Origin of the sequence: Klebsiella aerogenes KCTC 2190 (assembly GCF_000215745.1) — a bacterium.
Lineage (GTDB): Bacteria > Pseudomonadota > Gammaproteobacteria > Enterobacterales > Enterobacteriaceae > Klebsiella > Klebsiella aerogenes.
In genome coordinates this window covers 123,359-136,659 of sequence record NC_015663.1, presented here as the reverse complement: position 1 = coordinate 136,659, position 13,301 = coordinate 123,359, and the positions used below count along the sequence as shown (strand labels likewise).

General features: G+C 54.1%; 9 protein-coding genes. 3 read left to right on the top strand and 6 right to left on the bottom strand.

Features of this window, described 5'->3' with window-relative positions:
- Position 1: 1 nt before the first annotated feature.
- Entirely contained in the window at positions 2–1,210 is a 1,209-nt protein-coding gene (locus EAE_RS00665) for an MFS transporter (RefSeq protein WP_015703161.1), read from the bottom strand.
- 98 nt (positions 1,211–1,308) lie between these two features.
- Between EAE_RS00665 and EAE_RS00660 the strand changes: the two genes are divergently transcribed.
- The gene (locus EAE_RS00660) at positions 1,309–2,202 is read left to right on the top strand and encodes a LysR family transcriptional regulator (RefSeq protein WP_015703160.1); all 894 of its coding nucleotides are present in this window, start codon (positions 1,309–1,311) and stop codon (positions 2,200–2,202) included.
- Between the two features lie 3 nt (positions 2,203–2,205).
- On the opposite strand, the gene EAE_RS00655 is transcribed toward EAE_RS00660, so the two are convergent.
- Positions 2,206–2,397, bottom strand: a complete 192-nt coding sequence (locus EAE_RS00655; protein WP_015370389.1) for a YfgG family protein — start codon at positions 2,395–2,397, stop codon at positions 2,206–2,208.
- 371 nt (positions 2,398–2,768) lie between these two features.
- Here EAE_RS00655 and EAE_RS00650 point away from each other — a divergent pair, with 371 nt between their 5' ends.
- A complete protein-coding gene (locus EAE_RS00650; RefSeq protein WP_015703158.1) occupies positions 2,769–5,000 on the top strand; it encodes an EAL domain-containing protein in 2,232 nt (743 codons plus the stop codon).
- Positions 5,001–5,048: 48 nt separating this feature from the next.
- Here the strand turns inward: EAE_RS00650 and ppx are convergent, their stop codons facing one another.
- Together ppx and ppk1 are read right to left on the bottom strand one after the other, a co-directional pair.
- The gene (ppx, locus tag EAE_RS00645) at positions 5,049–6,575 is read right to left on the bottom strand and encodes an exopolyphosphatase (protein WP_015703157.1); all 1,527 of its coding nucleotides are present in this window, start codon (positions 6,573–6,575) and stop codon (positions 5,049–5,051) included.
- 3 nt (positions 6,576–6,578) lie between these two features.
- Complete coding sequence (gene ppk1, locus EAE_RS00640; RefSeq protein WP_015370393.1) at positions 6,579–8,639, bottom strand: polyphosphate kinase 1; 2,061 nt, start codon at positions 8,637–8,639, stop codon at positions 6,579–6,581.
- Positions 8,640–8,816: 177 nt separating this feature from the next.
- Here ppk1 and EAE_RS00635 point away from each other — a divergent pair, with 177 nt between their 5' ends.
- Positions 8,817–10,475, top strand: coding sequence for a hypothetical protein (locus tag EAE_RS00635; RefSeq protein WP_015703156.1), 1,659 nt, complete (start codon positions 8,817–8,819; stop codon positions 10,473–10,475).
- Positions 10,476–10,480: 5 nt separating this feature from the next.
- On the opposite strand, the gene bglB is transcribed toward EAE_RS00635, so the two are convergent.
- Both bglB and EAE_RS00625 read right to left on the bottom strand, forming a co-directional pair.
- Entirely contained in the window at positions 10,481–11,578 is a 1,098-nt protein-coding gene (gene bglB / locus EAE_RS00630) for a beta-galactosidase BglB (protein ID WP_015370395.1), read from the bottom strand.
- Positions 11,553–13,064, bottom strand: coding sequence for an MFS transporter (locus EAE_RS00625; RefSeq protein WP_483464980.1), 1,512 nt, complete (start codon positions 13,062–13,064; stop codon positions 11,553–11,555). Before EAE_RS00625 ends, bglB begins: the two co-directional genes overlap by 26 nt.
- Positions 13,065–13,301 lie beyond the last annotated feature (237 nt).

Here is a 13,301-nt window from a genome sequence, read left to right as displayed (position 1 = left end):
TTCATACCCTCTCTTCACTTTGTCCATGACTTATCCGCACAACCTGCCGCCGCTGCAGCCAGCCGATTCTCAGCGCCAGCCCCAGTACGACCAGCGATAATAGACCCGAAATAGCAAGGCTCCTTTCTATCCCCAGATGTTGATTTAGCCAGGCATAGGCAAATGGCGAGACGGCGGCCAGTAGTTGCGCTGGGATCAACAGCCGTCCGGTACGCCGCGCGTAATCTTCCGCCGCGAATAGCTGCAACGGTAATGTTGCTTTAAATACCGTCGTCAGGCCGTTAATGGCCCCGTAGGCGAAAACGAAACCGCCAACGGTCCAGCTTAGCGAGGCGGCGTTGAGGCCCAGTAAAAAGCAGAGCGGCAACAGCGCTGTGGTCAACAGCGTTAACCGAAGTGGGGAGAGGCGCGCTCCTGAAATCACCTCCAGAAATCGGGCGCCGGTCTGTCCGATGCCCCATAGTACCCCTATCATTACCGGCAAACCGTAGCTGGCGATAAACTCAGGCAGATGGGTGGATGTGCCGTTAGAAATAAAGGTGACCAAAGCGATAAGCGAGGCGTACAGCAGGCCCATGTGCTGGTCGCGGCGGGAAAGCGGCACTTTCTCCTGATGAGCGCTCCGGTCGGGCAAGCGTTGATTAGGCATCCGCCACAGCAGTAGTGCGCTAAGCAGGCCAAACAGGCTGTAGATTACCAGCGCTCCACGCCAGCCCATTAGCGCGAGCAGCGCGGTGCCCAGCGGCCAGAATATCGCTGAGGCCAGTCCTCCAGCCAGGGTCACCCGTGAAATAGTTACTCTGGCGCGTTGACCATACAGGTTAACCAGCGCGGCGAACAGCGCATCGTATAGCGCCAGCCGCATACCGACACCGGCCAGTAGCCATGCGACGTACCAGAAGATCAGGCTGTCTGCCTGCGACATTGCCAGGCAGCTTGCCGCGATGGTTAATGAACCGATGAACACCACCCGCTGACCGCCAAACCAGGCCAACAGGCGGGCGATAAAAGGCGAGATCGCCGCCATCATCAGCATGGCGAAGGTCAAACCGAGAAAGATCTCTGTTCCGCCCCAGCCAGTATCATTAGCAATAGCGCCGGCAAAGGTACCGGGCATATAAAAAACGATCCCCCAGTTGATGAGCTGGTTGCCGCCGGCTGCGAGGGTAAGGGAAAGAGGCGCGGTGCCAGGCAAGATTGACGTTTTCATTGAATTCCAGAGCGTTATGCAGTTGTCGGCAGCATATCGCGCGCGCTATTGTGCAGGCAGCACCTGGGGCTTATAGCCTGCATAAGAGAAACTTTGTGATGACGATGCTGAATTTGGTAAATCTGACAACCTTCCGGCTGGTGGCGCAGCGCGGCAGTTTTTCCGCCGCCGCTGATGTACTGGGAATATCGCAGCCGGCGGTAAGCCTGCAGGTTCGCCAGCTTGAGCAGTTCCTGCAGACGCGGTTGGTTGAGCGTACCGGGCGAGGGATCAAGGCTACTGCCGCCGGATTGGCGCTACTGGCCCATAGTGAGATTATTGAGCAGGCGGTGAATACGGCGGTGCAGTCGGTGGCTGAGTTTAACCATAAAGTGCACGGCACGATGAGCTTCGGTACCGGGGCGACGGCCTGTATTCATTTGCTGCCGCCGCTATTGTGCCATCTACGCGAGAAGCATCCGCTGTTAACGGTTGGCGTCACGACCGGTAATACGCTTGACATTGTACGTGCGGTGGAAGAGAGCCGGCTTGATCTGGGGTTGGTGACCTTACCTGCCAGCGGCCGCAGCCTGGCGGTAACGCCAGTGCTGGAGGAAGAGTTTGTATTTATTACTGCCAACGATGATGAACCGCTAGTGGGGCAATTGACGCCTTCACTGCTACAGGCACTTTCGCTAATAGCATTTGAAGCCGGCAGCGGGACCCGTGAGCTGATCGATGGCTGGTTTCGCGCTGCCGGGGTAAACTCGGCGCCGGTGATGCAACTCGGTAGCATTGAGGCTATCAAGCGTATGGTGCGTGCTGGTCTGGGATACAGTATCGTACCGAAGATGGCGGTGGCGGCTGAAGATGACCGAACCGGAATACGTGTACAGTCGCTATCGCCGCGGCTCTATCGCCAACTGGGCGTAGTGATGCGTCAGGATAAAGTTATCAACAAAGGGATAGCGGAGATGCTGCGTCTGCTGCACCAACTAAAAATTTTGCCGTAGGCGTTATTCCTGGGCTGGGGTCGTTGGTGTCGCGGGAGCATCAATGGTGATGGTCGATTGCTGCGACTCTTGTTTGTCCTGATGATGGTACCAGGCACCGATAGAGGAGTAGACAAAGCGTCCAAAGAAGAAGAGAAAACTGATAAGTAGTACGATACGGGTCATGCGACGGTTAAATCGATGTCGTTTACGCATACTGGGTGCCTGACTCACAAAAGGTTCCTTGAAGTATACCCGAAGACGGGCGATGGGGGTATTAAGTCATAGTATAGCGGCGGGGTCAATTGTCGGCGGTGTAAAAATCGTAGTGCTAAAACATTACTTAATGTTATATAAGATGAACATCGTATTTACACGGATTTTGATTATTGCACCAGTCCGCAAAAAAAATAAGTTTTATTAATATTAGCTAAATAGTTTGTTGATTTGCGTCAATTGCTTGATTCCATTGGCCACTAAAATCGTCCATCTGTTCCGCATCGTTATTACTTTCGCGGTTAGCCTGGTCGGGTTGGATGCCTGTCTGAATATACTCCGCAGGAGTTGGGGTAATCTGTCGAGCATCTATGAGTATTATTAAACTATACAAACGATATCAGGATAAATGGTGGGCACTACCGCTCATCCTCCCTACGCTGCTGTTGCCGCTGGCGCGCGCCGCGAATACATTTGCAAATCTTAACGGTCACACCGTCTTTCTGTTTTATCTTCCGCTGGCGTTAGTATTGAGCCTGATGCTGTTTTTCGGCTGGGCGGCGATTCCGGGCATTATAGTCGGCTTGCTGCTGACCATTACGCGCGGAATGACCTTCGAGCAATCTATCGGCGTATTGTTTCATTTTTTGATCCCCTCAGTGCTGTGCTGGGGCGGTTATCGCATTTTCGTTCCACGCCGTCAGCAGATTTCACATGGTAATGTTGCCCTGATGCCGCATCGGCTGTTCTGGCAAATGCTGCTGCCCTCGGTAATTTTTCTCATTATTTCGCAGATTGCTGAGTATCTTGGCCTGCATCCGCGGGCGGCGGAACTGGTGGGGTCAACGCCATTTAGTTTACGATCGTTAATCACTTTTCAGGCGCTGATGGTAGGGTGTCTGACCGGTGTGCCGCTGTGCTATTTTTTGCTGCGTGTTATTCGTAATCCGCTACACTTACGCGGCTTTATATCCCAGGTGCGTTTACAAATCGACCAAAAAATAAAACCGCTGGAAATTATTGTCTGGGCAATAGTATTGTTAATAATACTGGCTTTATTATTCATGCCGTTAAATGCCAGCAGCACGATATTTAGCACAAATTATACATTGTCATTACTTATGCCGGTCATGTTGTGGGGGGCGATGCGTTTTGGCTATCGTTTTATTTCCCTGGCGTGGCCGCCGATATTAATTCTGGTTATCCATTTTCATTACAGCTACCTGCCATTTTCCCCGATCTACAATAACCAGCTGGCGATTACCTCCTCCAGTTACCTGGTGTTCTCTTTTATTATCGCTTATATGGCAATGCTGGCGACGCAGCAGCGGATGATCCACCGTCGGGTTCGCCGGATGGCCTTTCTCGACCCGGTCGTTCATATGCCGAATTTACGGGCCCTGAGCCGAGCGCTAAACCACTCGACCTGGTCGGTGCTGTGCTTTTTACGCATGCCAGAGCTGGAGTTGCTTGGGCGGCACTACGGCGTGATGCTACGCATTCAGTATAAGCAGCAGCTGTCGGAATACCTGAGTCACATACTGCAGCCGAACGAAATGGTCTATCACCTTTCGGGCCATGACCTGGTGATACGCCTGAATAGCGACGACCATCAAAAACGCATCGTGATGCTGGATGAGCGGATTAAGCAGTTCCGTTTTATCTGGGATGGTATTCCGCTACAGCCGCCTGTCGGGATCAGCTATTGCAACGTACGTTCTCCTGTCAAGCATCTGTATTTACTGCTCGGCGAACTGAATAATATAGCCGACATGTCATTGACCAGCGGCCACCCGGAAAACGTGCAGCGCCGCGGCGCCGTTCACGTTCAGCAGGGGTTAAAAGAACGTGTGTCAATGATGAACCAGATCCTGCAGGCGCTGGATCAGAATCGTTTTCGGCTGATGGCGCAGCCCATTATCGGCATGCGCGGCGATAGCTATCATGAAGTCCTGTTGCGTATGGTGGGCGAGCAGGGGGAGCTGGTTGCGCCGGATAATTTTTTGCCTGCGGCGCACGAATTTGGCCTGGCTTCGCGCATCGACAACTGGGTTATCGACAATACGCTGGCTTTTATGAACGATAATCGCCATACGTTGCCGGGCATGCGTTTGGCCATCAATCTGTCGCCAGTTTCGGTCAGCCGCAGCCGTTTCCCGGACGAAGTCGAGGAAATGCTGCATCATTATAATATTGAGCCCTGGCAGCTTATTTTTGAGCTGACGGAAAATCACTCGCTCAGTAATCCGGAGCAGGCGCAACAAACGCTCGCGCGGTTGCAGGAGTTGGGATGCCGGGTGGCGATTGATGATTTCGGTACCGGCTATGCCAGCTATGCGCGGCTGAAAACGCTTAACGTTGATATGCTGAAAATTGACGGTAGCTTTATCCGTAATCTGGTCACCAGCAGTCTGGATTATCAGGTTGTGGCGTCGATTTGCCGGTTGGCGCAAATCAAAAATATGCAGGTAGTAGCGGAGTATGTGGAATCGCCGGAGATCCGCCAGGCGGTGATTTCGCTGGGGATTGATTATATGCAGGGCTATGATATTGGTATGCCGGTCCCGATTGAACAGCTAGCCTGCGCGGCTGACGTCGCATAAAAAACGGCCGGGCGTATGACCCGGCCATTTTAGTCAAAGATGCCAGCTTTATACCTCTTCCTCAGTAATTTTCAGCAGCCATTCCGGCACGCCTTCCCAGTACTGTTGCTCTTTTTCCAGATCCAGCAGCACCAACGCATTCTGGCTAAACCAGTCATGCGGGAAAATTAACGTCCAGTGGTTGGCTTCTGTCTTCAATGTCAGTTTTGGCGGCGTAGTGGTCGCCTGACGCTGATTGTTCAGTAATACGCCCAGACGCAGTAGTTGGATCAGCGGCAAGAACTGTTTTTTCTTGAACAAGGTAAAACGCGGCAAATCATCAAGCTTGATAGCTTTGCGGTGATAGCGCACCAGCGTGGCCATCAGTGTCTGCTGCTCCTGATTAAAGCCCGGCAGATCGCTATTTTGCAGGATATAGGCAGAGTGGCGATGCATGCCGCTGTGGTTAATGTTCAGCCCCACTTCATGTAGCATTACCGCCCACTTCAGCAGGGCAGACAGATGCGGGTTAGCCAGTTTCGGGTTTTGCTCCTGCCACTGTTCCAGCATCTGAGTGGTAGTCTCCAGTACCCGGCGCGCCTGTTCGCGATCGATATTGTACTGGTTCGCCAGGCTCTGGGCCGTACGGCTGCGAATATCCTGGTGGCGGAAGCGACCTTCCATCTCGTACAACACGCCTTCGCGCAGGGCGCCGTCGGACAGGCGCAGTTCTTTGATCGCCAGCGCGTCGAATACCCCGCACAAAATCGCCAGACCCGGGGCGAATACCGCTTTGCGGTCCTCCGACAATCCCGGCAGGCTTAATGAGTCGAAGTTTTTATTCTTCAGAAGCTCACTGACCAGCATTTCAAGACGTTCCGGGGTAATGAAGCCGTCTTTCTCCCCCATGGCGACCAGCACTTCGTGCGCGGCTTTGATGGTGCCAGAGGCGCCCAGCGCCACGTTCCACCCCTGAATACGGAACTGCCAGGCCAGGGTTTCCAGTTTCTGCACCGCCGCCAGGCGCGCGCGCTGGAAGTTTTCTTTATTGATAACGCCGCCGGCGAAATAGGCCTGCGAGAAGCTTACGCAGCCCATACGTCGGCTTTCAACCAGGCGGGGCTCGAAATCTTCGCCGATGACGAGCTCAGTCGAACCGCCGCCGATGTCGATAACCAGCTTACGGCCGCGCTCCGGTTGCGTATGTTCGACGCCCATAAAAATCAGACGCGCTTCTTCGTTACCGGAGATTATTTCGATGGGATAAGGGATAACTTTTTCCGCTCGTTTGAGAAAATCCGCCGCGTTAGCCGCCTGGCGCAGGGTATGCGTCCCGACGATACAAACGCTGGAAGGGGAGAATCCCTGCAGACGTTCCGCAAACAGCGACAGGCAGTTCAGCCCACGAGTAATCGCTTCTTCGCTCAACACCGAGTTTTCATCCAGGCCATCGGCCAGGTGGACGCGCTGCTTCAGGCGACCGATGATCTGCATTGCCCCGTCGACGACACGGGCGATCACCATATGAAAACTGTTCGAACCAAGGTCGACCGCAGCGAACTCCTGCGGCCGAGGGGTTTTTTCGTTTATTGGCATAGGTTAATCGGGTTGTTCGAGTGATTTGAGATAATCGTAAATCGCTATCTGTGCGCGTACTTTGCGGCGATTGCCGCGCGGCACGTAGCGATTACTCAGTTCTTTATCAAGATAGCGCGCTTTTACGGTATCGTTGAACAGGATATCGAGAATATCCAATACGCGTTGCTTCAGACGCGGGTCCAGCAGCGGTACGGCGACTTCGATACGATAGTCGATGTTGCGCGTCATCCAGTCGGCGGAGGATAACCACACCTGTTTATCACCACCGTTTTCAAAACAATAGACCCTATCGTGCTCAAGGAAACGGTCAACGATACTAATCACGCGAATATTTTCGCTAATTCCCTCAAGACCCGGGATTAGCGAGCACATGCCGCGGATAAGCAGGTTAACCGGCACGCCGGTACTGGAGGCGGCATAGAGTCTGTCCACCAGCCCTTTATCGACCAGGTTATTTAATTTAAGCGTAATTCCGGACGGTTGCCCATTTTGCGCATTGGCGATTTCGCGGTCGATCATTTCATACAGCAGACGACGCGAGTTCTGCGGCGATACCAACAGGTAGTCGAAGCTGACTGGCCGGTAAGGGTTTTCGATAAAATTAAACACGCGACGGACTTCATTAGTGATGCGCGCGTCGGCGGTGAGGAGCGAATAGTCGGTGTAGATACGAGCGGTTTTCTCGTTGAAGTTGCCGGTGCCGATATGCGCATAACGCACTACCTCATCGCCTTCTTTACGCGAAATGAGGAAGAGTTTGGCGTGGATCTTCAGCCCCGGCGCCGAGAAGATAACGTGTACGCCGGCTTCTGTCAGACGTTTGGCCCAGTGAATATTGGCCTCTTCGTCGAAGCGAGCCTGCAGTTCAACCACCACGGTCACTTTTTTACCGTTGTGGGCGGCGTGGATCATCGAATCGATAATCCGTGAATCCTTAGCGACGCGGTAGATATTGATTTTGATTGCCAGCACGCTTGGGTCGAACGAGGCCTGACGCAGCAGTTCAAGCACGTGCTCGAAGGTATGATACGGATAGTAGAGCAGTACGTCGCGTTCGCGGATGGCGTCAAAGCCGTTGCGGAATTTATCGAACCACAGGTGACGCAGGCGCGGCATCGGTTTGTTGACCAGATTGGCCTTGCCAACATTCGGGAAACCGATAAAGTCTTTAAAGTTGTGATAACGACCGCCCGGCAGCATCGAATCGTAGTTCGAGATGGAGAGCTTATCGCGCAGCATTTCGACCATCGCATCCGGCATATCGCGCTGGTAGACAAAACGCACCGGCTCGGCGGTTAAGCGCTGCTTCAGGCTGGAGGACATCAGCTCCATCAGGCTCGATTCCATTTCGTGTACCAGATCGTACTCGGCATCACGGGTCATTTTCATCGAGTATGCATTCAGGGCATCGTAGTCAAAGAAGCCCTTAAAGATATCATCCAGGCAGTAACGCAGAATGTTATCCAGCAGAATCATCGGTTTGCGGCGTCGCGGCGTCTCCGGCGGCAGGTTCACAAAGCGTGGCACCTTATCGGATGGAATCTCCAGCAGCGCATAGTTAATGGTATCGCCGCGGATAATCTCCACCGCCAGATAGGTGTAATCATCTTTCAGGAATTGAACCAGGTCCGTCTCGCGGTTGATCAGAATCGGCGAAATATGCTGGCGCAGATACTGTTTGAAGTAGTTGCGTAACCAGGATTGCTGGTTAACGGACAGCTGGCGTTCGTTAATCAGGAAGATCTGATTACGCGCCATTTCCAGCAGCAGTTCATTATAGAGACCATCAAATTCCTGATCGGCCTTCAGCACGCGGGCCTGGATTTTGCCTAACAGATGACGCGAATGGGCGGTACTACCTTGTTCTTCACTGATAAGAATGCGTCGCTTAAGTTCAGCGAAGCGCACTTTGTAAAACTCATCAAGGTTATTGGAGTAAATTCCTAAGAAGCGCATGCGCTCGATAAGCGGGTTGCTCTTGTCCGCCGCTTCCTGAAGTACGCGCTCGTTAAAGGACAACCAGCTGAGTTCTTTTTCGATGTATAGCTTTTCCTGGCCCATTACAACTCACACTCCGGATCATTGACGTCGCTTTTTCATTATGGCGAGCTTTGCCATTGAATGTCCAACTATGTCAAAGCAATATGACAGTTTTCTTGCAATCAGATGCCGGGAAAAAGCGGACGCGTTTGTTTGCTTACGTTATGTTCAGTCAGGGGCGAAATGGAGGGCGAAACAATGTGGGAAACGCGGGCGCTGGAGCTCAATAATCAGGACATCTGGCACTGGCCGTCGGCCTGTCGGTTGATTGAATACGCAATTGAGCATGATTTTAATACCGTGGTGGTGGGGCAGACCGAGTTATTTGGCAAGCTGGTTTCGCCACAGGGGTATACGCCTTTTGACTATAACGACCGATTGTCGAGCCAACAACGAGCGCGCTGTATCTATCTCAACCGGCTGGCGTTACGCTGCCGTGAGCAGGGGTTGCGATGTTATCTGCAGGCGAAAGAACTTAGCTTCCCGACCGAACTGTTATTAGCGCATCCGGAACTGCTGGATACCCCGCGCGGGGTGCGTTTTGATGTCGATTTCTGGAGCCGCTGGTTAACCGACAAAATCCGCGCCGTGTGTCAAAGCGTACCGGCGCTCACCGGTTTGATTATCGCGCTCTCCAGTACTGATGGATTATTACCGATCTCTCGTCCGCAGTGGGACAGACAACACGACGATCCCCGCCAGCCAGCGCAAAGCTTGATGCTCTACCGCCGCTGTTTTAACGCCCTGAGTCAGGCGGTAGCCGCGCAAAATAAGCATCTGGTACTGCGTGTCTTCCCTGCCAGCAATGACGATCTCAGCGCCGTGCTGGATGCGATTGAACCGCTGCCGCCTGCGGTTTCGGTATCGATAAAACTCACGCCGGAACGTTTCTGGCCTGCTTTCCCTAACAATCCGGCGCTGTTGGCGGTGCAGACGCGAGATGTATGGATCGATATCGATCTTGCCGGCGAAGAAGTGGGATGGGGAGTCATGCCGTTTTTACGTATTGATGAGCTGCAGGGGCGACTGTTGTGGTGTCAGAGTCGCAACCCGCGCATTACCGGCGCTATCTGTAAAACCAGTTGGGAAAGTATCGATAATCACTGGATCCCTGCGACGTTAAGCGAATGTAATCTCTTCGCCTGTAGTCAGTTGCTGGGCGAAGGGGCGGCGAAAAATCAGCAGCAGTTACTGGTGCAATGGCTGGCGCAGCGTTACGGCTGGTGTCCGCCAGCCGATGTCGCGCAGCAGTTCCAGTCGCTGCTTGAGCAGGCGACGCAGACGCTCTATCAGTCAATATATGTGCGAGACCATGTTTTCCATCGCCATAGCCAATTGCCTGAAAGCTACGGCCAGGCGGTGTGGGGCCTTTACGGACAACTGGCGCGCAGTCACTGGTTACCCGGTTCGGCGCAGGATATCCACTTCACCCGCGACGACCCGCAGAAGTCGATGGCTAATCTCACGCAAATCGCGCAAGAAAAAGATGAGGTCGCAGCCAGCGCGCAGCTGCTGGGAAAAGCAGCGCAAGCGTTCGCTCTCACGGCGGATTTTCCCACCGCGCTGGCGCTTCGGTGGCGTGAGGAGTGGCAGGGATTGGCGATCTATTGTCAGACGTTTACCCACGCGCAAAAGGCCTTCTTTACTCTGCACTTCGCCCGAGAGGTGGAAAACAGCTGGAGCATGCGGGAGATTTGCCATATTAACGTGCAGGCGTTATATCGCTGCGCATCGGAAATGGAAACGCTTTGTCAGCAGACAGGCGAGGCCTCACCGGCGTTTTACGTGATGTTCGATCCTGTACGAGCACGTAATCTGGCGGATAGCCTGAGCACCGAACTGACGGCGCTCAGATAGCCGTATTAAAGCGTGCGGCGTAGCGCTTCAACCAGGCACAGTATCGCCATTGCCTGGCCGTAGGGCATGGCGGTCAGGGGGATGTTACGATAGTGGTCGAGGTCGTTGCCCATCGCCGTGCCAAACGACACCTGCGTTAACTCTCCTTGCGGCGAGATATGTTCGATAATGCCCCGGCAGGCTTTCCCGGCGACCGGCAGAAACGCATCGTCGAGGTAGCCGAGGCGCACCGCCTTGAAAATACCCGCGGCAAAGCCCGCCGTCGCAGAGGCTTCCAGATAACTATCCGGGTCGTTAAGCAGCGTCGGCCATAGGCCGTTTTCGGCCTGGCAGCGGGCAAGGGCGCTGACCTGAATTTGCAGAGTATTTTGCAACTGGCGGTAAAAGGCGTCATGCTCGTCGAGCTCAAGCATCTCCAGCAGTTCCGGTATCGCCAGCGTTATCCAGCTATTGCCGCGGGCCCACAGCGCGCCGGCGAAATGGTGTCTGCCGTCGAAATGCCAGCCGTGAAACCACAGGCCGCTTTGGTGGTCGCTTAAATAGTGCAGGTGCTGCAAAAACTGAAATTTCGCCTCTTCTACCCAGCGCGGTTTATCAAACATCTTGCCGAGCATCGCCAGCGGCAGTACCGCCATCATGAGCGTATCGTCCCAAATTTGTTGATGATGGGGATTCTCATAGGTGACGTGTTGCAGGCAGCCCTCTTCGGTACGCGGCATCTGGCGATATATCGCATCTCCCCAGCTTTCCAGATAGGCGCGCCAGTCGCTGCGCGGCGTCTGTTGATAGCACAGCGCCAGGGTTAAAAACGGACAAGCGGTGTTGATGTTTTTCTCCGGCGTACCCTCGGCGAAACGGGCGCTAAACCAGCCGTCGATAAGTTCACGAGCCCGAAGCGATCCTGTCAGTTGCTGGTAGCGAAACAGGCCAAACAGGGCGATGCCATGCGTCCACTCCCAACCGTCCCAACCTTTGGTGTCAACCACCCGGCCATCTGCCAGCCGCTGCAAATACTCGCCGCTATCATCGGTAATCGCGGTTAAGTTGCCGATTAGCGCTTCGATGAGTGATTGTAATTCAGGACGGTTGTTTTTCTGCGACATAGTGATTTCCTTGAGAAGAAACGGCGGCGTGTTGCCAGCGATCGTTGCGATGAGGATGGCCGGTCAGTAGCTCGATAGTTTCGCGGGTCTGCGGGCTGGCATCCTGTGGATGACCACCGGCGCGCAGACGCTCCAGTTCGCTAATCAGGATTTGATGTCGCGGCTGGCTCAAGCGAAAACGAAACGCGCCATACATTGCCAGTAAGGCCAGCAGGCCGGGGCCAACGAGGAATACCCACCAGATACCATTCAGCGCGGCGGTATTCTGCGTTTCGGCGCCTTTGGTGAATCCAAAGGCTTCCAGCGCCAGGCCGACGATAAACAGCGCCAGCGCCTGGGAGAATTTGCGCGTCAGCATCATTACCCCCGCGTAGATCCCTTCACGCCGCACGCCGGTATAAGCTTCATCGATATCGGGCAGAAAATTGTAGACATTCCATGGGATAAGATAGGTGCCGCCGCGGGCGATGCCCATCACGATTGCGCCGCCGAGTAGCAGCCAGGAAAGATGGCTGAAAGAAGCGGTCAATTGGCTGAACCACAGTAGTGCGCAGAGGATCAGCGCGATGGCGACCTTATAGGCGTTGCCGTTGCCGACACGGATGCAAAGCCAGGTAAATAAAGGGATCGCGAAGAACTGAAACAGCGTCATCAGACTCATGGCCTGCGAAGCCAGCGAGGTGCCGACACGTAGCACGTAGGTCATATAGTGCATAAACAGCGAGCCGAAAATATCCAACGCCACCGCGCCGCCGACATACATCATGATATGAATACGGAAGGTCCGCAGACGGAAGGTCGAGGCCATTTCCCTATACAGCGAACGTAGCGTTTTGCCTAAACCTTGCTGCGTCTGCGGTGGTGGGAGATGCTCGCGCTCCCAGGTACCGCGCCAGACGAAGATCCACGGCAAGGCAAAAAGCAGGGCGAAGATAATGCCGATATAGAGAAACGCCTGCGATTTATCGGCGACGTGGGCCATGATTTGCCCGGGGATCAGCGCCGCGAGAAAGGCTGTCGCCTGAGCGAATAGCATTCGCGCGCCGGACATTTTCGAGCGCAAATCATAGCGGGTGGTCATCTCTGCAGGCAGCGTATCGTAAGGCACCATCAGCAGGGTGAAGACGGTGCTGAATAGTAGATAGGTACCAAGGTACCAGGCGTAGCCAAAACCACTTATCCACATCAGGGCGAAACAGAGCGATAACGGCGCGCCGAGAATAAAGAAGATCCGTCTCCGCCCCCAACGGGTGCGAATGTTGTCGGTAATGTAGCCCATCACCGGGTCCGTGATGCCGTCCCAAATCTTGGCGATAGCGAAAATAGAGGCCGCGGCGGCGGGCGAGAGCCCGGCGACTTCAATATAAAAGTAGAGCAGCCACAGGCCGGTGATGGTCATCGCGCCGCTGCCGAAAATATCGCCCATCCCCCAGCAGAGGATGTTGCGGGTTTTGACTTCTCGTTGCGGGGTCACTGTCCTCGTCATGAGCGTATCTCTTTGGTAAGGAATGCGAGGTTGCACAGTAAAAGAGGGGGAGGGGTGGCGAGAATCCCGACAGTCGGTTTTTCGTACCGTTCTGCGAGCAGCATGCCAAATGGCGACAAAATGAAATAAATCCCGTGATACTGCTCACATATGCAGCGGTTTGAGAGGGCGTTTACTGTGATAACGGCCCTGTTTTCATTTTTTCCGCAGGCAAATTTTGCGCGTAATCTCACGTTT